Source organism: Chryseobacterium angstadtii (genome assembly GCF_001045465.1).
In the GTDB taxonomy this organism is placed as follows: domain Bacteria; phylum Bacteroidota; class Bacteroidia; order Flavobacteriales; family Weeksellaceae; genus Chryseobacterium; species Chryseobacterium angstadtii.
This window is the reverse complement of record NZ_LFND01000008.1, coordinates 53,125-73,525: the sequence shown is the minus strand read 5'-3', so window position 1 is coordinate 73,525 and position 20,401 is coordinate 53,125. Positions and strand designations below refer to the sequence as shown.

The 20,401-nt window shown below is 36.7% G+C and carries 17 protein-coding genes; 12 read left to right on the top strand and 5 right to left on the bottom strand.

Features of this window, described 5'->3' with window-relative positions; all coding sequences use genetic code 11:
- Window positions 1–148 precede the first annotated feature (148 nt).
- From ACM46_RS21370 to ACM46_RS21360, 3 genes are read left to right on the top strand one after another with little or no spacing between them, the layout of a single operon-like run.
- Complete coding sequence (locus tag ACM46_RS21370; RefSeq protein WP_131707646.1) at window positions 149–679, top strand: DUF7825 domain-containing protein; 531 nt, start codon at window positions 149–151, stop codon at window positions 677–679.
- On the top strand, window positions 660–3,356 hold the full coding sequence (locus tag ACM46_RS21365) for a DUF6493 family protein (RefSeq protein ID WP_048508717.1): 2,697 nt from the start codon (window positions 660–662) through the stop codon (window positions 3,354–3,356). Before ACM46_RS21370 ends, ACM46_RS21365 begins: the two co-directional genes overlap by 20 nt.
- A gap of 3 nt (window positions 3,357–3,359) precedes the next feature.
- Entirely contained in the window at window positions 3,360–4,703 is a 1,344-nt protein-coding gene (locus ACM46_RS21360) for an SWIM zinc finger family protein (RefSeq protein WP_048508716.1), read from the top strand.
- 281 nt (window positions 4,704–4,984) lie between these two features.
- Here the strand turns inward: ACM46_RS21360 and ACM46_RS21355 are convergent, their stop codons facing one another.
- A complete protein-coding gene (locus ACM46_RS21355; protein WP_048508715.1) occupies window positions 4,985–5,428 on the bottom strand; it encodes a VOC family protein in 444 nt (147 codons plus the stop codon).
- 513 nt (window positions 5,429–5,941) lie between these two features.
- Here ACM46_RS21355 and ACM46_RS21350 point away from each other — a divergent pair.
- Entirely contained in the window at window positions 5,942–6,736 is a 795-nt protein-coding gene (locus ACM46_RS21350; RefSeq protein WP_048508714.1) for a hypothetical protein, read from the top strand.
- 343 nt (window positions 6,737–7,079) lie between these two features.
- The gene (locus tag ACM46_RS21345) at window positions 7,080–7,502 is read left to right on the top strand and encodes a hypothetical protein (protein WP_048508713.1); all 423 of its coding nucleotides are present in this window, start codon (window positions 7,080–7,082) and stop codon (window positions 7,500–7,502) included.
- Between the two features lie 349 nt (window positions 7,503–7,851).
- Here the strand turns inward: ACM46_RS21345 and ACM46_RS21340 are convergent, their stop codons facing one another.
- The 4 genes from ACM46_RS21340 to fusA all read right to left on the bottom strand — a co-directional run bounded on the left by ACM46_RS21340 (window position 7,852) and on the right by fusA (window position 13,521).
- Window positions 7,852–8,199, bottom strand: a complete 348-nt coding sequence (locus tag ACM46_RS21340; protein WP_048508712.1) for a hypothetical protein — start codon at window positions 8,197–8,199, stop codon at window positions 7,852–7,854.
- Between the two features lie 11 nt (window positions 8,200–8,210).
- A complete protein-coding gene (locus ACM46_RS21335) occupies window positions 8,211–8,642 on the bottom strand; it encodes a transposase (RefSeq protein WP_048508711.1) in 432 nt (143 codons plus the stop codon).
- A 654-nt stretch (window positions 8,643–9,296) separates the two neighbouring features.
- The gene (locus ACM46_RS21330; RefSeq protein ID WP_048508710.1) at window positions 9,297–10,829 is read right to left on the bottom strand and encodes a SulP family inorganic anion transporter; all 1,533 of its coding nucleotides are present in this window, start codon (window positions 10,827–10,829) and stop codon (window positions 9,297–9,299) included.
- A gap of 625 nt (window positions 10,830–11,454) precedes the next feature.
- On the bottom strand, window positions 11,455–13,521 hold the full coding sequence (fusA, locus tag ACM46_RS21325; protein WP_048508709.1) for an elongation factor G: 2,067 nt from the start codon (window positions 13,519–13,521) through the stop codon (window positions 11,455–11,457).
- Between the two features lie 513 nt (window positions 13,522–14,034).
- Between fusA and ACM46_RS21320 the strand changes: the two genes are divergently transcribed.
- The 7 genes from ACM46_RS21320 to ACM46_RS21290 all read left to right on the top strand — a co-directional run bounded on the left by ACM46_RS21320 (window position 14,035) and on the right by ACM46_RS21290 (window position 20,157).
- Window positions 14,035–14,703 carry an HAD family hydrolase gene (locus ACM46_RS21320; protein ID WP_048508708.1) on the top strand — a complete coding sequence of 223 codons (669 nt, stop codon included), beginning with the start codon at window positions 14,035–14,037 and terminating at the stop codon, window positions 14,701–14,703.
- Window positions 14,704–14,709: 6 nt separating this feature from the next.
- Window positions 14,710–15,534: a phosphoribosyltransferase family protein gene (locus tag ACM46_RS21315; RefSeq protein ID WP_048508707.1), complete on the top strand. Its 825-nt coding sequence runs from the start codon at window positions 14,710–14,712 to the stop codon at window positions 15,532–15,534.
- On the top strand, window positions 15,524–16,081 hold the full coding sequence (locus ACM46_RS21310) for a TerD family protein (RefSeq protein WP_048508706.1): 558 nt from the start codon (window positions 15,524–15,526) through the stop codon (window positions 16,079–16,081). Before ACM46_RS21315 ends, ACM46_RS21310 begins: the two co-directional genes overlap by 11 nt.
- A 2-nt stretch (window positions 16,082–16,083) precedes the next feature.
- Window positions 16,084–17,256 (top strand): toxic anion resistance protein, encoded by a 1,173-nt coding sequence (locus ACM46_RS21305; RefSeq protein ID WP_173426509.1) that lies wholly within the window; start codon window positions 16,084–16,086, stop codon window positions 17,254–17,256.
- Window positions 17,257–17,272: 16 nt separating this feature from the next.
- Window positions 17,273–18,220, top strand: a complete 948-nt coding sequence (locus ACM46_RS21300; RefSeq protein WP_048508705.1) for a hypothetical protein — start codon at window positions 17,273–17,275, stop codon at window positions 18,218–18,220.
- Between the two features lie 112 nt (window positions 18,221–18,332).
- Window positions 18,333–18,941 carry a TerD family protein gene (locus ACM46_RS21295; protein WP_048508704.1) on the top strand — a complete coding sequence of 203 codons (609 nt, stop codon included), beginning with the start codon at window positions 18,333–18,335 and terminating at the stop codon, window positions 18,939–18,941.
- A 175-nt stretch (window positions 18,942–19,116) separates the two neighbouring features.
- Window positions 19,117–20,157 carry a TerC/Alx family metal homeostasis membrane protein gene (locus tag ACM46_RS21290; RefSeq protein WP_048508703.1) on the top strand — a complete coding sequence of 347 codons (1,041 nt, stop codon included), beginning with the start codon at window positions 19,117–19,119 and terminating at the stop codon, window positions 20,155–20,157.
- Window positions 20,158–20,401 lie beyond the last annotated feature (244 nt).

Below are 20,401 nucleotides of genomic sequence, written 5' to 3'. Positions count from 1 at the left end.
TTAAGTTAGAATAAGAGTTCTATTTAGATTTTCATTCAGAAGCACCGCTTAAACCGCTCTATAAAGCATAATTTTTTGTTAAAAAAATCACTTTACTGGGATATTTTTAATATCAGTCAGCCGTTTTTTTTTATTTTAGTCCCCAAGATTGGAACCATGCTCACGCAATGCTATCTATGAATATGACAGCAGAAGTAGTACTGAATTTTTGGATGCATGGATGAAACTGAATCTTTCATTCCGGAAAATACACAGTTTATTCCTTTCAACGGGAATTTTAAGTAAGGGGAAAACCGTGTCTGGTACGGCTTTTGAAGCGATTATTCACAAGATAGTTTCAGATGATTTTTACATCTGGGCATTAGGGAAGATGACCAGTGAAAAAATCAATTTCGGACCTGTTCCGGTAAAAAGACTGATTGATAAGCCTTTAGAATTTATCAGCTTGATTTTCAGTTACAACCGGACTTTTGAGAAACTATTGACATCCATTCTTGCCACGATAGATTATCCGGTTTACCATCTTAAAAAGAGGCTTAAAACCTGTGATGAACTGCTTTTTCTTAATCAGTCCGAAGCTGATTGTGCGGGGGCCGGAAGGCTAAAAAAATGGAAAAATGAAAATAACCTGAAAAAAATTATAACCAAATTGAAAACAAATGAAAGAAAGACTTTATGAGATCCTTAATGAGGAAAAAGCACATGAGATTATTCCCTTTCTGAAAGAACTTACCACAGAGGAAAGAAAAAACCTGGTACCCACGATAAAAAAGCTGGACAGAGAGATCAGTAAAATTGTAATGACGAAAAACTCTTACCATACTGCCGGTTCTGCAGATCAGCATGCTATTATTGATATAGCCTCTTTTGTCTGCATGGATCAGAAGCATTACGGTAAGAATTACTGGAGCCTTTTCAGAAACAAAGAACAAACCGGAAAAATCCTGGAATGGGGATGTCCGGATTGGTTTTCAGACTTTATCAACGATTCTATAGATGCTGAGTTCACTGCATTTAATTATCAGGATATTCTGGGATGGGCAGAAAAAGGATACGTACAGCCCAGACCTGAACTGTTGGGGTATCATTTAAGTCTTCAGCCTTATGATCTGGAGAAATCTCCCGAAACACTGGAAACCCACTTTTGGTACCTGTGCGAATTTCCTTCAAAATCACTTCCTTTTAAAAGAGAATGGCTTCCATTGGTTCAAAAACTGATTGCCGAAAATAAAATTGAAAGAAAAAGATTTCTGAGAGAATGTCTTTTGGCTGCCAACAGAAACTTTAATAAAAACGTTACCGGTTGGTTTATGGATGTATTCAATATACTTAAACCTACTGATGATGAATTGATTATGTTCCAGGATGAGCTGATGGCTGGTTTGGCTTCCGTACAGTCAAAAGCAGTCAATACCATGCTGGCTCATTTGAAAAAGATAGTTCCGGCTCCGGCCTTTAAAATTGGAGAGTTTTCTCACTTTGTTCCCAATCTTTTGAGTTCCGAAGTGAAAACGGTAGTAGCCGCAAGTCTTACAGTTACCGAAAAAATCTTTCAGAAAAAGAAAACCGGAACAGAAAACCTGGCCATTGCTTTGAGTGCTGCCTTTGTAAGCAAAGATGAAAGCATTCAGACCAAAACCGCTAAAATTATTCAAAAATACATCCCGGCTTCTGAAAACATGAAAGAAGCTCTGTCTCACTATGCTGATAATATATTAGCCAACGTAAAGCCTCTATTAGCCGAATACATAGAAGATAAACAGCTGGAACTGGATGCAGTAAAAACAGAAAAACTGGAATTGATCAGTGAAGAAAGTCAGGTTAAGGAGCCGGCAAGCTTTGAAGACCTTATGTTTTTCCTTCCTCAGGCTATAGAAAATCCGGGAACCTACTACTACGATCTGGCACTTGGCGGCCTTGTTCGTTTTGCAGATGATGCAGATGCACAGTCTGTAAAACTATTTGAGCCGGTATTTCAGAAAGCCTGTAAAACTATTGCTAAGTGGGAGGTTCATCATTTCAATGTTTTACTGTGCAACCTTATTATCAATTACGGGCTTTCGTTATTGGAAAGATTTCCTGTTCAGCTTAAAAATCTCGAAAAAATATACAAAAAGACCAGAGAAGATGAGGCTACGAGAGAAGCCTATTCTACCTATCATAAAAAGCTGGAACCTATTCAGGATATTTTTGCCGGAGGTGTGGCCATGGAGCCGTTTAAGCATATTGCAGTATATGTTTTCGATAAAATAATATCCGCAGACAGAGTTCCTCTGTTATCTACGGTAACCCACGAGCCTTGCTGGGTAAGCCCGGAAGCATTGGTAGAAAGACTTGAAGTATATCAGACCGAAAACATAATTCCGGATGATCTGGATATGCAGCTTGCTTTACAGCGATGTTCTCTGGAAAGAACCTCAGAAGTGCTAAAGCTGGTCGATAAAAAATTGCAGGGAGAATATAAAGATCTGCTTCTTTTCTTTTTTAATGAAAATGCTGCTCCGAAAGGAAAATTTGAACATCCTTCCTGGTGGATGACCGCCGGAATTACACGCCACCCGAAAAAAGTGTTTAAAGAATTTAAAAACTTTGGATACGATGATATCCCTGAAGAGTTTCTTACGGGCGTTTACGATTGGAAAACCATTGACAGCAAAAAGAATTCTTATTATCCGGTTGAACTCAATATCAGTATTCCGAAATACCATCTTAAAAAAAGAGCTCATCCGCTTTTTATGGAATATTTCATTGCAGAGCAGAAAAATTTCTCCGAAATTCCTTCCTTCATGTGGAGCTTTCCTAATGCATTGGGGAATGTTTTTGCGAAAATCATCAAAGAATGTCTGTTTTATTCCGGAATAGCAGAAGTCTATGAAAGAAATCTGGTTCTGAATACAGCTCAGGCACTTCATCAGATGAAAAAGCCTCTGGATGCTATGGGATACCTGTTTTTGGGAACTATTTTTCTGGACGGAGACAAGGTTATCAGAGGAACAGCTGCCGAAATCTGGCTGGAACACGTGTCTCATAAAGTAATGGATAATGTGCGTCTGGGTGAGGTAATCGGTATTCATGAAAAGCTGGAATGGGCTCCGGTGAAAAGATTTACGGATCTTGTACAGCATCAGATGCTCAATGTCAGTAAAGATCATAATCTGGCGTTGGAAGAGCTTCTTACCCATATTTTGCTGCAAATGGAAACCCCTGTGACCAATCTTAAAAAAATATTGGATATTTACCATGAAGTTCTGGCACTCAATCAGTCTGAGGCCGATAAAAACTTAAAAGAAAAACTTAATAACTGGAAAGAAAACTCCAGCCTGAAAAAAATCTGCAATCTTCTTCTAAAAAAATAGATTATGGAAGATACGCTTATTTACCATTATCAGAGACCATCGTCTTTGATAAAGAAAGATGCATCTGAAGAATTATTTCTGTCCAAGTACAGCGAGGTTCAGAAGAATACGGATGCTCCCTGCTTTTTTTGGGGAGATGTCAGCCAGCCGTTTATATTGGCAAGATGTCTGATAACGCTCTCTAATATTGTGAAATCCAGTTTCAACCTGTCACCGTTTCAGCTGGCAGCACTTAAAGACCCTATTGTAACCGCCGGAAATCATCGGCTTCGTTTTGAAGGATTCTCGCACTGTGCCGGAGTGTATGCCAGAGTAGATGTACTGCCCGACGGCCTTCACGGTGAATTTCTGGAAAACGGAACAACCAATGTGGATTTTAATCAGCCCATGATTACGGCATTGGGAAGTATTCGTCCTAATGAAAAAATAATGCTTTCTGTAGGCGAAAAAGAAGTTGGGTTGTATCAGGAAGAAAAAAATGTTGTGGAACGGAAAGTGCCACTGCCTGTAAAATGGATCAAAGGGCTCAGTACCGTACAGATTTATCTCTCTGAGTCGGAAAAACGTCACTGTTTTAACAAAATTCAAACCCAACAGCTGTTCAGAGGAATCCCGAAAGGACCTGTGAAATCTGATTATTATCTGATTATCAGAGGCAACAAACCTATGTTTTCTCCCGTAAAATCGGCAGATGCAGTTTGTATAGGAGGTTTGCAGAGGCTGCGTTTACTGGAGCCTCTTCTTCCTTATATTGATCAGATGCAGGTATTTCCGCATTCAGATATGCAGTCTACCACATGGCAGCTGTATATGGGGAATATCAGATTCTGCTTTTCATTGTCCAGAGATAGCTGGAGAGGTTTTTCCGGAGAAGGAGCTGTTTTAGACAGTCTGATTGATGAGGTTTCTGATGAATGGATTGATGCAATGGATAAATATGCTTATGCCAATCAGGCTTTTAATCCATCCGTTTTTGCTTTACAAGAAAATATCAGTCTTGAAAAAACCGGTAACCTTACAGGAAGACTTGCCGCAATGGGACTTTTAGGGTTTGATCTTGATGATAACCAGTTTTTCTACCGGAGACTGCCGTTTAAACTCAATAGAATCATCGGCTTAAATCCCAGGATAAGAAATGCAGACAAACTTATTGCAGAAAGAAAAGTAGAAATTGTCAATAAAAATGAAGTCAGAACCGAAGCAAGGGTAGAAGGTACCGGAGTACATCATACGGTCATTATAGACCTTGAAAAAGAACGCTGTACATGCGAATGGTTCAGCAAACACCAAGGGGAAAGAGGTCCATGCAAACATGTGCTTGCGGTAAAAAAATTAGTCAACATCTAAATAAACAAGAACAGCTTCCGGAAATAAAGCTGTTCTTTTTTATTAATTTGATTGATCCTAAAATTTAAAAAAGATTGAAAAACTTATGATTGAACCATTAAGATCCCATTAAGTTTTTAAGAATATTAAGTTAAGCTTCGCTATAAGAATTGTTGTTTTAAAAATCTATTTGATTTTTCTTAATCAAACTTAATCCCTTTAATATTCTTAATGTTTCAAATTAAGAATCTGCATTATCCGTTTAATCTGTGAGATAGAAAACAGCAGTTTTTTATAACCAATTATTGTTTCATCCATTCTTCATAGGAGATCACACCTAGTTCAGGCTTTCCTTCACCCTCAAGGATGGAGATAAACTCCAGCTGATTACCATCCGGATCATTAAAGTAAATGGCCAGAGCGGGCATCCATGCAAAGACCATCGGTTTATCCATACCATCCTTTAAAAAATTATAAGGTTTCAGGTTTTTATTTTTCAGAAAGTCCGCGGAATGATTTAAAATATCTTCTGTACTGCTGGAAAAAGCAAAATGCCTCGGCTGCAGGTTTTCTTTCTGTTCCCATAACCCCAGCATAAATTCTTTGTTATCACCGATCCATAAAAAAGCAATAGGACGTTTTTCATCCCTGTATGCCAGTTTCAGACCCAAAACTTCCGTGTAAAAACGGATAGAATTTTCTAAATCACTTACCTGAACATGGGTTTCATACAATCCTTTAATCATAACCTGAATTTTAATATGACAAAGCTAGACAAAGCATTTTCGAAAATAGAAGACAATTGATTTCTTTATTTGAAATGAATGATAGACAGATTTTATTTAAGATGATTAAAAATTTAAACAGCTTTTTTATTTAAATAGGTTTAAATAGTTTATTATAATTTGAATATGAAGTCTAAAAATGACAGATATACGTTATTTATTTTACTTTTTCTTTCTATTAATTTTGCAAACATATAATATTGCTTTATTTAATAGAAAAACGCAAACATTTGTAGTTGTTTTCAAGGATTGTAATTGATGTAAATAAGAAAAATGAAAAAGACATTGATTTCAATCGGTGTAGTATGATGCAATTGTTGCTGTCAATTCAATTACATTATTTCATCAAGTAAGCTTATAAAACGACTAAATAATCCAAAGTTGATTTTATTATATAGTTTTTCAAATTTGAAATTTCTTTTTAGCAAATCATCTTAATAGAGTCTTCAGAAACTTTTTAAAATTAAAAATACAATGAAAAAAATTATTTCGATATTAGTGGTGATAGCATCACCATTAGGAATTATTAAGGCACAGATCGGAATAGGGAATTCTGAGCCTAAAGCAACATTAGATATTACGGGAAAAGCGGATAACAATAGTCCTGATGGTATTCTTATTCCAAGATATGATGCTATTCAACTCGGTAAAAAAGACAACGCATATGGTGCTGCTCAGAACGGTATGCTAGTATTTGTAACAGATGGAATAGGAAACACCCCAAAAACTATTAACATAAAGACTGTAGGGTTTTATTATTATGATGCTCAAAGTAGTATTTGGAAAGCGGCATTGGAAAATGGGAATCAAGGAAGTATAGGAATTCCCAGTGTTTATCATGCCATATTTGACTTAGGTCCGGAATACGTGGAAAAAAAACTCAGTGATGCTTCGGGAGTTCCTTCTTTACCTGTGCTAGATGGACTAATGCTTGATGTACACGCAGTCTATAGTAGCTCTGGTTTTTATGGTTTTAAAGGTAACTACCATCCCTATCTTTATAATACGACTAGCTCAGATATTGCAATTTATACGAATTTAACTTTAGGAGACAATGGAAGACCTCAAATTATTAGTGCAGGTAGAACTCAGCCGGCTGCTATGGGGAATAATTATCAGTGGTATAGATCACATGATTATCTTGTAATGATGCTTTGGATTAAAGAAAAACTTTACAAAGTGGAATATTACGGTCTGCCTATAGCTGGTTCGAACGGCAATGGTACAAATTCACGGCATATATTTATAATGACTACAAGGCTCTACTAGATTGCAGAGCTATCTGTTCAATCTTATAGTTTTCAAAACCTGAGAAAATTACCTCTTTGGTTTTGTTGCTTTTAATATCCTGAAGATTAGAACTAATTTTTAAGATTGGTAATATTAACAGGGAGAGGTCAGAGATCATTTTCATAGTAAGTACTATTATCTAAAGTAAAACCTTTGTAACAGGGCGGAAATGCAAGAAAATTATTTTAGAGTAATATGAGAATCATACGGCTTAATAATCAGAGAAATTCCTACGGGCATTAATTCTTGATGATAGATCTGATTATTTTAACTATCCAATTTGTCTTTTTCAAGGCAGAACAGTAAAAAAACTAATCATCTCATGGCAATTGCTTCACCGACTAATAAAACTGACATCAACGGATACTTAAGGGTGCGAACAATGATAGCTAGGCAAGATACAGAGTATATATTATCTGCTGACTCAAACGGGATGTTGCTTAGAACCACCCTAACTTCGCAGTCTGTTGGAGATACTAACACTTCAGGCTCAACAATTTGTAAAAACCAATACTTTGCCACCAGAGCTGATGGTACTAAAACCATAAGTGCAGGCATTGTAGAAGTGAGGATTGTTCCTTTTGATGGTAGCAGTACACAGTTTAATTATCTGCAGTTACGATTAAACACGGCACCGACCTCAAATATTTCTGTAGTTGTATTAAATGATGAAACTTACAATTCAGGTGGAACGCAAAGATCAGCAGTTACCCTAAACTTCACAACATCGAACTATACTAGCTAGCGAACTGTGGGAAATGGAACTTTGAATGTAGATGAGAAAAATATCCTAACTTTTTCTATTTCTGGCACCACCGATTTGTACAGAGCCATATGTTATGTTACCGGTAATTTTGATATTGCTGGTCAAGAAAGATTTTATAATTTAATAGTTGAAAAGTTTTAGAATTTGATAATAGTGTCTTGCTTTCTAGTATATAACGGGGAAGTTTACAGAGGAAAACTCCATCGTCACACTTAACGGGGAGGAATAGCGAAGCCGATCATTCCGGCAAGGCTATCCGGTTCGAATCCGGTACAAAGACAACCCCCTTTTTTCCTGATCATAACCTTTTATAAAAAATGCCGGTGAATTATTCGCCGGCATTTATTACTTTTTCTATTTCTTCCTCAAATGTTTTTTTCCAGTTCATGATCGTTGTTCTGCTGATCTTATATTTTCTGGACATATAGCTTGTAGAAAAACCATGTTTGTTCTGGTACTCCAAAAGTTTAAACATCGTTTTTTTATCATATGTTTTAAGCTTTTGATTGTTGATCTGGCTTTCCCTGGACTGTTCGAAAATCTTTTCGTTGAAATTCAGGATATCTTCAGTGGTATTGAGTTTTCCCAGAAGTTCTTTGATCTTTGGGTCTTTGAGCTTTTCCGGATGTTCCAGCCTCAGCATATCATAATATATCTTCTTGTAATTGGGACGCATAATGAGTTTGTTTATCCGTTAGTATTATCGTTGTTCTTCTGAAGCCAGCGGTGGAGTGTACTTTTGGGAATAGAATATTCTTTGATCACTTCAGCATACGTCATTTCGCCGGATATAATTCTTTTCATGATAAAATCTTTAATCTCCTGAGTATAAATATTTTTTCTGAAATAAGGAATTTTATCGGATTTCTTCTGGTTTTTGTTCACAGCGGATGGCGGGGCATACAAAATAAGATGCGAACTGTAAAGTCTGAAAAAATCATATTCCAGCAGTTTACTCCATCTCAAAAGAAGGTCTGTATCTATGGATTTGCTTTTGTATACATTTTCAACAAACTGTTCATCTTTACTGAGAAAGTTACAGATCCTCTCCATGGATAATTCATTTTCATCCACCATCTCCTTGATAAACTTTCCTATATGAATTTCTTTATATAACATTATTGGGTAATATTTCTTGTTCAATTCATGAATTAAAGAGAATAGATCATATATTTCATTCGTACAGAATGAATCAACTGTCTAAAAAATAAAATTACGCTAAGCGAATCTCAACGGAAGCAAAAAAGCGGAATGTTAAGCTCTGCGCTGTAGATGTACAGCCCGACAGTCTTTGGGATGATCTGCCGATCATTTAGTTTTCAGGTTATTTATATCTGAGAAATTTTTATATCCCGTTTTCTAGTACAGTATTTTCGTTCCAATGACGCAATACTTTTCATGCTTCATATTTCTTTTTCGTCTGAATATTATATAACCTATTAAAGCTTTTTCATGCAGTTTTATTCGTAATATTTTTACTGTTAACCTTAGTTTTAGCAGATCATTAAAGCCATACAATTTTTAATTAATGGTAAATAATCTCTTTGTTCGTTTTCAAATTTAAATAAAAAATAGCATCAAACTCTTAAAAATACATAAAAAATATCCCAGAATATGAAATTTAATTAAAATTAACAAATTAAGTGTACGCATTTGTGAATTATTTAAAGTTTAAGAAGCTGTTCTTAAAGTGAATTAAAAAATAAATATAGATATATTATGAACCAATTTTTCATAAAAAAAAGACTGTCTTTTAAAACAGTCCCGATTCAATTATTTAGGCATCACACGATAGGTGGGATCTTCTTCGATATTGACTTCTATAAAACCATTGGCATTATCCAGTAGTTTAATGCAGTCCGGACTTAAATGTTTAAGAATCACCTGCTTGTCCTGTGCTTTGTACTTTTTCGTTATTTTTTTAAGTGTTTCAATGGCAGACATGTCTACAATACGGGATTCTTTAAAATCGATGATAATACGTTCAGGATCATTAACAAAATCAAATTTATAGGCAAATGTTGTAGTGCTGCCGAAGAATAAAGGACCATAGATTTCATATACTTTATTTCCCGATTCATCAATGGATTTTCTGGCCCTGATTCTTTTTGCACTGTCCCAGGAAAATACCAGCGCGGAAATAATAACTCCTATTAATACGGCTAAAGCAAGGTTGTGAAGAACAACTGTAATAATAGCGACTAGCATTCCTACAAATATATCCGATTTGGGCATTTTTGTTATGATGCGGAATGAAGCCCATTCAAAAGTGGTAATAGCTACCATCATCATAACGCCTACCAAAGCTGCCATAGGTATCCGTTCAATGACGGGGCCTCCGAAAAGGATGATAGTCAGAATCGTTAAGGCCCCTACAATAGCAGAAATTTTCGTTTTTGCGCCTGCTCCGATATTGACCAAAGTCTGTGCTACCATAGCACAACCGCCCATTCCTCCGAAAAACCCGTTGGTGATATTGGCCATTCCCTGTGCCACTGCTTCCTGATCAGATTTTCCTTTTGTATTCGTAATTTCATCCACCATGTTCAGAGTCAGTAAAGATTCTATCAATCCTACACCTGCCATAACTAGAGAATAAGGAAAAATAATTTTTAGCGTTTCCATGCTGAAAGGAATTTCAGGGATATGAAAAGAAGGAAGAGAACCGCTTACAGAAGCAATATCGATAACTTTTTTTGTGTCAATATTAAAGAAATAAACCAGGGCAAAAACAATAATGATAGCCACTAATGACGAAGGCACAGCCTTAGTGATCTTTGGGGAAAATATAACGATAAGAATAGTAAGAGCGGTTAAACCTGCCATAATAAACAAAGCCGGACCCTCCATCCAGGTACTGACACCGTTCTTTACGATTTTAAACTGAGTGACCTGAGCCATGAAAATAATAACGGCAAGACCGTTTAAAAAACCATACATAACAGGCTGAGGAATAAGGCGTACAAATTTTCCAAGTTTGAAAGTCCCTACCAATATCTGAATAATTCCGGCTAATATAACCGCTCCGAAAAGATATTGCACCCCATGAGATGAAGCCAGGGCAATTAAAACCACAACCGTTGCTCCCGCACCTCCCGAAACCATTCCCGGCCTGCCTCCAAAAACAGCGGTTACAATTCCCATTAAAAATGCGGCATATAAACCGGTTAGAGGAGACAATCCGGCCAGAATTGCAAATGAAAGAGATTCCGGGATCATGGTCATGGCAACCGTTAAACCTGCCAGAATTTCACTTTTAAAATTGATATTACGCAATGATTGAAAACCAGATACTATGTTTTCCATAAACTATTAAGATTATTATAGAACACCCATCAGTAAATAAGGTGTAATGATTAAAATTGATTGATATATAAAAGAAATTTTATCCAAAAATGAATTCCGGATACCAAAAGAATAAATCACCCTGATATTTAAGGCGGTGTAATTGGCGAAGATGTTACTGTAAATATTTTCATAACAGATCGCAAAGGTAAAAAAATAAAACGAAACTGATTGGAAGTGAGAAAAAACGGAAGGGTAATAAAAGAAAATTTAAAAAAATTGAAAACCTTATGATTGAACCATTAAGATCATATTAAGTTTTTAAGAATATGAAGATGAGCTACGCTTTAAGTAATCCTACTTTAAAAATCTGTTTGATTTTTCTTAATGAACCTTAATCCCTTGAATCTTCTTAATGTTTCAAATTAAAAATCTGCACTATCCGCTCAATCAGCGCGAAATTAAAAATGATCAAACAAGAATCCCAAAATTTAAAAATCTGTGCACATCTGTGAAATCCGTAGTTAAATAATCCGCAAAAAAATTCACCATTCACAATTCATCATTTTTCACTCTTCATTCATCATTCACATTCCATCTACAATAACCAAACAAGGACTGTAAATCACTTTACAGCCCTCGTCTTTTAGGTTATTAATGTATTGGCAATAAAATCAGGCACCAAAGCATAGTGCGATAATTTCATGCTGATGGAAGCTCTTCCGCTGGTTAATGTTCTAAGGTCGGAAATATATCCGAACGTTGAAGCTAGCGGAACTTCTGCCGTGAAAATTTTTCTTCCCAATCTTTCATCAATAGAAGAAATAATTCCTCTTCTTCTGTTGATATCGGCTGTTACAGCGCCTGTGTACTCTTCAATACTCTGGATCTCAACCTTCATAATCGGTTCCAGAAGTTGAGGCCTGCACGATAAAGCCGCTGTCCTGAATCCGTCTCTTGCTGCATTTTCAAAATCAAATGCTGCAGAATCCTGAGCATGGAAAGAACCGTCCAGAAGGCTTATTCTCATGCTTTCCAGAGGATAACCTTTCAAAGGTCCGTTTTCCATGGCTTCCCTGAAACCTTTTTCTACAGAAGGGATGAATTCGCCAGGGATTACCCCTCCTTTGATCAGATTAATGAATTCCAATCCGGGTTCATTATTTTCTCTGGGACCGATTTCAAAAGTGATATCGGCAAACTGGCCGCTACCGCCATTCTGTTTCGAAAGCTTTTCACGGTGGATTCTGGTTTCCGTTAAAATCTCACGGTAAGACACTTTAGGTTTTCCCTGATTGACTTCTATCCCGTGATTCAGACGGATCTTTTCCAGAGTGACCTCAAGATGAAGCTCTCCAAGACCGCTTAACAACGTTTCACCGGTTTGTCTGTCCCTTTCCACCACCAAAGACGGATCTTCTTCCTGTATTTTAGCCAGAACCAAACCGAAAGATTTCTCATCACTGTTCGTTTTAGGTTCTATGGAAACCCTGATCACAGGAGCAGGAATGGTAATCGCTTCCAGAAGGACAGGTTTTTCAACTGCGGATAATGAATCTCCGGTTTTAGCATCCTTTATTCCCGTTAAAGCAACAATATCACCTGCTTTTCCTTCCTCCACAGATAGAGTCTTGTCCGACTGCATCTTCAGGATTCTCGATATTCTGAAACTTTCACCCGTTCTTACATTCAGAACCATATCACCGGACCTGATCTTACCGGAATATACACGAAGCATCGCCAGTCTGCCCATATGTTTATCTATAGTCACTTTGAAAACAAGCCCTGAAAAAGATTCCGTTTCATTTCGGGCAAGTTCCACAGTTTCTTCCGTATCCGGATCTTTCCCCTGAACAGCAGGCAGCTGATCCGGAGCAGGAAAATAAGTAACAATAGCGTCGAGAAGAGGCTGTACTCCTTTGTTCTTAAAAGCAGAGCCGCAAAGAACCGGAACAACAGCTCCTGATCCGGAGGCCCGTTGTAAAGCTTCATTAATCATTTCCTCGGAGACCTTGTTTTCAGAATTCATGAAAATGTCAAAGAATAATTCATCATATTCCGCGAGGGTTTCCATTAATCGGGTTCTGTATTCATCGGCATCAGCTTTGTGATCCCCGGGAATTTCCTTTTCAATAATGGTTTCTCCGTTTTCATCCGTCCAGTATAAAGCTTTTTGTCTGATTAAATCAATCACACCTTCAAATTGGTGTTCAGCTCCGACAGGGATTTGAAGTGCTATGGGAACCACATTCAGTTTCATTTCGATTTCCTTGAGAACAGCATAGAAATCAGCTCCTATTCTGTCCATTTTATTGATAAAACAGATCTTTGAAATTCCGTGTTTTTCTGCCTGGAACCAAACATTTTCGGTTTGCGGCTGAACCCCTGAAGAAGCACAGAAAACGGCAACTACACTGTCCAGAACTCTCAGGGAGCGTTCTACTTCTACAGCGAAATCGATGTGTCCGGGCGTATCAATGATATTGATGTTATAGGCATTTCCATTCTTCTTCCATTGGGTGGAAACCGCGGCGGATGAAATGGTAATACCTCTGTTTTTCTCCTGGATGTCTTTATCCATGGTGGTATTTCCGTCATCTACATTTCCGATTTTATGAATGAGACCTGTGTAATAGAGAAGTCTTTCTGTTAACGTGGTTTTTCCTGCATCTACATGGGCTATAATTCCTATATTTCTTGTGTTATATTTCATTTTGCTGAATTTAAATTGTTGATTTTGAGAGCACTTTGAAAGTGTTCTCCTTTATTTGAAATCTGAAAATAAGGCAGCAAAAAAGACCCATCTGAATAGATAGGTCTTCAATATATTTTGAGTAATAAAAGATCTAAGGAACTATTCAGATAAATATTTAGTGCTGCCAGAGTACACAGCTCTCACAGGGTTACTTAAAGTTATTATATTTATCATTTTTGTTGACATTGCTGATTTTTAATCGGTTGCGAAATTAAATATTTTTTTTAATTCTCCCAATTTTTTTCAAATAATTTTTTGACTCATGAATTTAAACAAATTGTTAAGCTGAGGGCAACGCGGCAGAAAAAAGCGGTGAAAATTCATAAAAATTTCTTAAAACAGAGAAGTACGTAATGCATTTCTGAGAAAAATTTTATCTTTGGGAAGAATACCCAGTTAAACACTTGTTGATGATTAAATAATTTTAAATCTTTTTCAAGAAAGCTAAATAAAACTTTTAACTTAAAACTATTGAAAACAGATATCGACATTCACAACCACTGTCATTTTTCTTTTGACTTGTGGCTTACCCTAATCAAATCTCATCCTGAATTTAAAGCAAAAAGAGTGGGGCTGTTCTCCTCGTTTTTTGATATTGATAAACCGATTGAAGAAGTTGCGAAAACTGTAAAATATTACGATGATTTATGCAATACGATTAATGAGGTTACAGGAGGGAATATAGATACTTTTGAAATGTACCTGCTTATTCTGGGTGCATTGAATGTAGATGTAAAACAATTAGATAAGGGAAAATTAGAACGGTTTTATCTGAAAAGCGAAGAACTGTTTTTAGAATACAAGCCTGTTGTGATTTTCGAAAATATAAAAGACTTTTTAGATCAGATCAAAAATCAGGGAAAGACCGTTAATATTCTGAGTAATACAGGATTTATTAAAGGACGAACCATGAGGAAATTTCTGATTGAAGAAGAGCTGGACCAATATATAGATTTTCATATTTATTCAGATGAAGTGAATATCTCCAAACCCAATCCTCTTATTTTCCAGGAAGTAAAAAATAACCTCAGAGATCAGGAGCTTCCCATGCACCGGGTTCTTCATATTGGAGACAATCCGGTGGCAGATTATAAAGGAGCAAAAGATTTTGGTTTCAGCGCACACCTACTTAAACATTAAACGGATATGAATAAAAGATACAGCTTACACCACATTCATTCGGCGGATGAATTCACTTTTTCGCCCGCGGAATACAGCTATTTTAAGTATGGCGATAAGTCGTATGCTGAAAAATTTGCAAAAGAATTATTCGACGGCTTCATTGCAAAACATGCAGAGCTTTTCAATACAGAACAGGAGATTGTAGTTCTGCCAAGCCCTTATATGGCTATTCCTACAGCTTCTAATTTTCTATGTTTTTTCTTTAAAAAGCATTTGGATATGTATTTATTTCAGAAAGGAATGAGATCCAGTATTTTATCCAAGATCAACCGTAACCATACCTATATCACGGATTATGGCAACCTCAATTTCGAAGACCGCAAAAATCTCATCGCCAATGATACTTATTACATTGATAAGGACTTTTTACGCGGAAAACTTTGTATTTTTATAGACGATATAAAAATCACAGGCAGCCACGAATATACCGTGAACCGGATTTTGAACGAATATAATGTGGAAGCCGACTTTATGTTCCTGTATTATGCAGAACTGATGAACTTTGATCTTGATCCGAAGATTGAAAATTTCTTCAATTATTATGCAGTGAAAAATATTCACCATATCGCGGAAGTAATGGGAAAGGCTAGTTTTGAATTTAATACAAGGATTGTAAAATATATTTTAGGCCTGGATTCAGGTAATTTTGATTATCTTACGTCTAAAGTAAAAAAGGAGCAGATGGATCTGCTTCTCGAGCTGGCAATCAGCAACAATTATCATTTAATAAAAGAATACGAAAATAACATCAATACTTTAACACAAACGGAATTATATTATGGCTATTAACTTACAAAAAGGACAGAGAGAAAACATTAACGCACCTAAATTTACTGTAGGTTTAGGATGGGACATCAATAATACTTCTACAGGTACCGCTTTTGACCTTGACGCATCTTTGTTTTTGCTGGGTGATGACAAGAAATTAGTATCAGACAATCATTTTATTTTCTATAATAATTTAGAATCTCCGGACAAATCGGTGATTCACACAGGAGATAACCTTACAGGAGAAGGTTCAGGAGATGATGAGCAGATCAAAATAGATCTTACAAAAATTGATTCTGCCATCCAGGAAATTACAGTTGTGGTAACCATCCACGATGCTGACGCAAGAAAACAGAACTTCGGACAGGTAAGAAATTCTTTCATCAGAATTTTTAATTCAGATACCAACGAAGAAATTCTGAAATATGAATTAGACGAAGATTTCTCTATTGAAACGGCTGTAGAATTCGGAAGAATCTACAACAGAAACGGAGAATGGAAATTTGAAGCTGTTGGGGCAGGACAGAGAGACGGCCTTGACAAATTCGTATCAATTTATCAAAAATAATTATGGATAATCAGGAAAATCAACCAATAGATCCAATGGGGTCCATTGAACCTCTGAAAACATTCGAACCTACTCCTATGGCTCCGCCACCGGGCCAGCCTGTACAAAATACAGCACCGGCGGTTCTTGTAGACAGAGAAGGAAATGTAAATCTTACTCAGTTACAGACTGAGGAGCGTAAGAAATATGAGCTTCTTGCCAATTCCATAGATGAGACCAATCCGGGTTCTATCGTAAATTATGGAGCAGAACTTCAGAAAACTTTATCCAATCAGAGTGACAGCTTTTTAGGAAACGTAAGAAGGTCGAACTCCGGAGAAGTTGGAGTACTTATCAATGATCTTTTGGTAGAGCTTAATTACGTAGACGTTGAAGAACTGAACAGCAATAAAGTAAAAAGTTTCTTCAGCAAGCTTCCGTTCATGAAAAAGATCATGACGCAGGTGGAAAATCTGTTTGCTAAATACGACAAGATCATCAACAATATCGAGCAGATTGCTTATAAAGTAAACGCGGGAATCATTACTTCTACGAAAGATAATGCGGTTCTTCAGACTATTTTCGAAAGCAATGTGAATTCCATCAAAGCTATTGAAGAATTGGTCATCGCAGGAAATGTAAGAATGGAAAGAGCTGCCGGAGAATTAGCCCAAATGGAAGCTGATCCGCAGACTTATCAGGATTATCAGATCGCAGATAAGAGAGATTTTATCGCCAGATTAGACAGAAGAATGGCTGATCTTAAAGTGGTGCGTATCATCATGATGCAGTCACTTCCGCAGATCAGACTGGTACAGAATAACAACGTTTCTATCGCTGAAAAAGCACAGACCATCCTTACCACAACACTTCCGGTTTGGAAAAATCAGCTTTCACTGGCCGTAGCGATGTACAGACAGCAGCAGAATATTGAAATTCAGCAGAAAGTATCTTCCACTACGGAAGCTATTCTGAAGAAAAATGCAGAACGTCTGGGTCAGAATTCCGTAAATGTAGCGAGAGCGAACGAGCAGACTATCGTATCTGTAGAAACCTTGAGAGAAACAACTTCAATGCTGATCAACACATTGAATGAAGTGAAACAGATCCAGAAACAGGGAGCAGAAAACAGAAGAAAACTGGATCAGGATCTTCAGACATTGGAGCACGAATTAAAAGCAAACGTCAGAGGTTAATTAACAGAATACCAAGGTGGGGGATGACGCAGCAACCATATTATCTCAGAGCAAAAGAAGATTAACCAAGCTTAAACTTCTTGCTAATTTTTTTGAACATATTGATATCATATCTATTTACATCAAAACAGATATTATCCATAATTTATTTCAGGAAAATAAGGCGCTGGACTACAATAAGCTGGAACTTTTCCACCTGCAGTATACCGACAGCCTCGTAGAACTTCTTACCAAAATAAAACGGCAGAAGGAAAACGATATGCTGGCTGTGATTAATGAAATTGACGTCAATACTAAATATATTGAAGGTTTTGAGGAAAGACGGGTAGACAGTTTTGAGACCGACCGGAAGATGTACAGCGGTATATTTTCCCAACATCTGAAAAAGCTCTACAAAGATCTTACGGAAGATATTTTTACGGCAGACTGGAATAATGTTCTGTATTTCCACAAAAAATACGGACAGGAATTCTACAGGACCAATGCAGATGAAGAACAGCTTAAACCCAAACCTTTTCCAGCCTATCAGTATAGAGATTATACTATAGAAAGGAAACTTCTGGGGCGGCTGAATATTCAGAGTTTTAAAGTACGGTTTGTCTGCGGTTATCTCATAGGGACCTATGAATATGAGCTTTTCAAGATATTTCAGTCTGATGACTATTTTATTTTTGGCATCGATGACAAAAAACTCTATCTGTTTGACGGTGATCTTGAAAAACTGGATATTTCAGAGAACCAGTCCAATCAGACTTCCATTATCAATCAGCTGAAAATTAAAAATGAGCTGCTGGAAAATTCCATGAATGAAAGGAAACGAAGTATTCCTGCCGAAGTGGAAAACGTACTGAAGGATTATCTCAAAAATCTCGAAAATATAGATATTATGAGCAAAATATTCGATTTCGATGAAGAAACAAATATTCTGCGTGCAATGCTTAATTTGAATTTGAACAATAATTAAAGGCTGAAAGCTTGTAAAGCAAAAGAAGACTAAGATTTTTATAAACTTACCTGCTTCCTTTGCCTTCTTCGCCTTTAAAAAAATAACAACCAACAATACTAAACATAAAAAGATGGCTATTAACTTACAAAAAGGTCAAAGAATTAACCTGAAAAAGGAAAACGGTACGGAACTTACACAAGCCTGTGTAGGAATCAACTGGGGAGCAATCGAGAAAAAAGGACTTTTCGGAACTAAGAAAGAAGCAGTGGACTTAGATGGAAGCTGTATTTTATATGACTCAAACAAAAACGTTACGGAAGTAATCTATTTCGGAAACCTGAAATCAAGAAACGGTTCTGTAAAACATAGCGGAGACGATCTTACAGGAGACGTTAATGGAGATGACGGATTGGACAATGAAGTGATCACAGTAGATTTCAGCCAGCTGGAACCCAATGTAGAACACGTTGCATTGGTACTGAACAGCTACCAGGGCCAGGATTTCGGAACCATTCCTTTTGCTTCTATCCGTATTTATGAAGGAACCCCTACCAATGTAAGAGAGGTTTTCGCTAAATATGATATCGCGAATGACGCTTCTTTCAAAGGTCACGTGGCTATGGTAATGGGAGTTTTCTACAAGAGAAACGGTGAATGGAAGTTCAACGCCATCGGAGATCCTACTTCAGACAGAAAATTGGAGCAGACGGTACAGACTGTTCAGGCCAATTATTTGTAATCAATAGATATTCAATGAGAATGGCTTAGGTTCATTCAAAAAAAATGAATAATTTTACAGGCTTTAGCCAAAACTTATTTATAAAAAATTGATATCAAATAAAAACATTAAAAATTAGCAATATTTGTACACGCCGTACATCTATTGCTTTTATCATATAATAACATAAACTGAAGTGGAACATCAAAGTATTTTAGAATTACACCCGGGCCTGGTCTGGGGATTTGCGGTAACGGTAGTTATCATGCTGCTCCTGGATTTGGGAGTATTCAACAAAAAAAGCCATGAAGTATCTTCCAAAGAGGCTACCATCTGGTCTATCGTATGGATTTCATTATCCATGGTATTTTCAGGAGTCGTGTATTGGGTTTTCAATACAGACGGAAGTCCGGAAAGCCATGCTGTAGCGGTAGAGAAATTTACACAATATCAAGCAGCCTACTGGATCGAAAAGGCCCTCTCTGTGGATAACTTATTCGTATTCATCCTTGTTTTCGGGTTCTTTAAAGTTCCGAAATATCTTCATCACAAAGTTCTCTTCTGGGGAATTATCGGAGCACTGATCTTCAGAGCGATATTTATCTTTGCGGGGGTAGGGTTGATCAACCTGACCTATCTTCCTGAAATGAATATCTTCGGAGAAGCTGTAAAAATCAACGTGGTAATGACCCTATTCGGTCTGTTCCTTGTCTATGCCGGAATTAAATCCTGGGGTGACGGAGGAGATGATGACGATGAAGACTACAGCAACACCGCCGGAGCCAGATTGATTAAAAGCTTCTGGAAAGTTTCCGATAATTATGACGGGGATAAATTCTTCACGGTACAGAACGGAATCAAAATGGCTACACCGCTTTTGGTTGTAGTTGGAGTAATTGAATTTACCGACGTACTTTTCGCGGTAGACTCTATTCCTGCAATTTTTGCGATCTCTAATGATCCATTTATCCTTTATACATCAAACATTTTTGCGATCTTAGGATTAAGATCTTTATATTTCCTGTTGGCGAATTTTATCCATATGTTCAGCAAACTTCCGTACGGATTGGCGATTATCCTTTCCTTTATTGGGGTTAAAATGCTTATTGCACCATGGATTCATATTCCGTCCCCGGTTTCATTAGGAATTGTAGGAGGGGTATTGGTACTTTCTGTTCTTATTTCCATTATTTTCCCTGAAAAAGAAGAAGAGGAAAAAGAGAAATTAGAAGAATAATCAAAAATCATCTATTGAAATATAAGCTCCTGAAATATAACTTTCAGGAGCTTTTTTGTATTTTATTTAAATGATTTTCTTGGTTTATCTCAAATACACTTTGTATTACTTTAATAAACGAAGTGGCTTTGTTTATCTTTAAAAGCATCCCTAAAAATAAAAAATCTTTGTCTCTCTTTGCGATAAATAAAAGAAATTTAAAGATCAAATCAATACAGTTAGAAGCGAATGGATAATCATTATT

Bases quoted from the DNA above. Each gene is read 5' to 3' on its own strand.
- ACM46_RS21365 (WP_048508717.1), top strand. From the start codon at position 660: ATGAAAGAAAGACTTTATGAGATCCTTAATGAGGAAAAAGCACATGAG.
- ACM46_RS21360 (WP_048508716.1), top strand. From the start codon at position 3,360: ATGGAAGATACGCTTATTTACCATTATCAGAGACCATCGTCTTTGATA.
- ACM46_RS21355 (WP_048508715.1), bottom strand. From the start codon at position 5,428: ATGATTAAAGGATTGTATGAAACCCATGTTCAGGTAAGTGATTTAGAA.
- ACM46_RS21350 (WP_048508714.1), top strand. From the start codon at position 5,942: ATGAAAAAAATTATTTCGATATTAGTGGTGATAGCATCACCATTAGGA.
- ACM46_RS21345 (WP_048508713.1), top strand. From the start codon at position 7,080: ATGGCAATTGCTTCACCGACTAATAAAACTGACATCAACGGATACTTA.
- ACM46_RS21340 (WP_048508712.1), bottom strand. From the start codon at position 8,199: ATGCGTCCCAATTACAAGAAGATATATTATGATATGCTGAGGCTGGAA.
- ACM46_RS21335 (WP_048508711.1), bottom strand. From the start codon at position 8,642: ATGTTATATAAAGAAATTCATATAGGAAAGTTTATCAAGGAGATGGTG.
- ACM46_RS21330 (WP_048508710.1), bottom strand. From the start codon at position 10,829: ATGGAAAACATAGTATCTGGTTTTCAATCATTGCGTAATATCAATTTT.
- fusA (WP_048508709.1), bottom strand. From the start codon at position 13,521: ATGAAATATAACACAAGAAATATAGGAATTATAGCCCATGTAGATGCA.
- ACM46_RS21315 (WP_048508707.1), top strand. From the start codon at position 14,710: ATGAATAAAAGATACAGCTTACACCACATTCATTCGGCGGATGAATTC.
- ACM46_RS21310 (WP_048508706.1), top strand. From the start codon at position 15,524: ATGGCTATTAACTTACAAAAAGGACAGAGAGAAAACATTAACGCACCT.
- ACM46_RS21305 (WP_173426509.1), top strand. From the start codon at position 16,084: ATGGATAATCAGGAAAATCAACCAATAGATCCAATGGGGTCCATTGAA.
- ACM46_RS21295 (WP_048508704.1), top strand. From the start codon at position 18,333: ATGGCTATTAACTTACAAAAAGGTCAAAGAATTAACCTGAAAAAGGAA.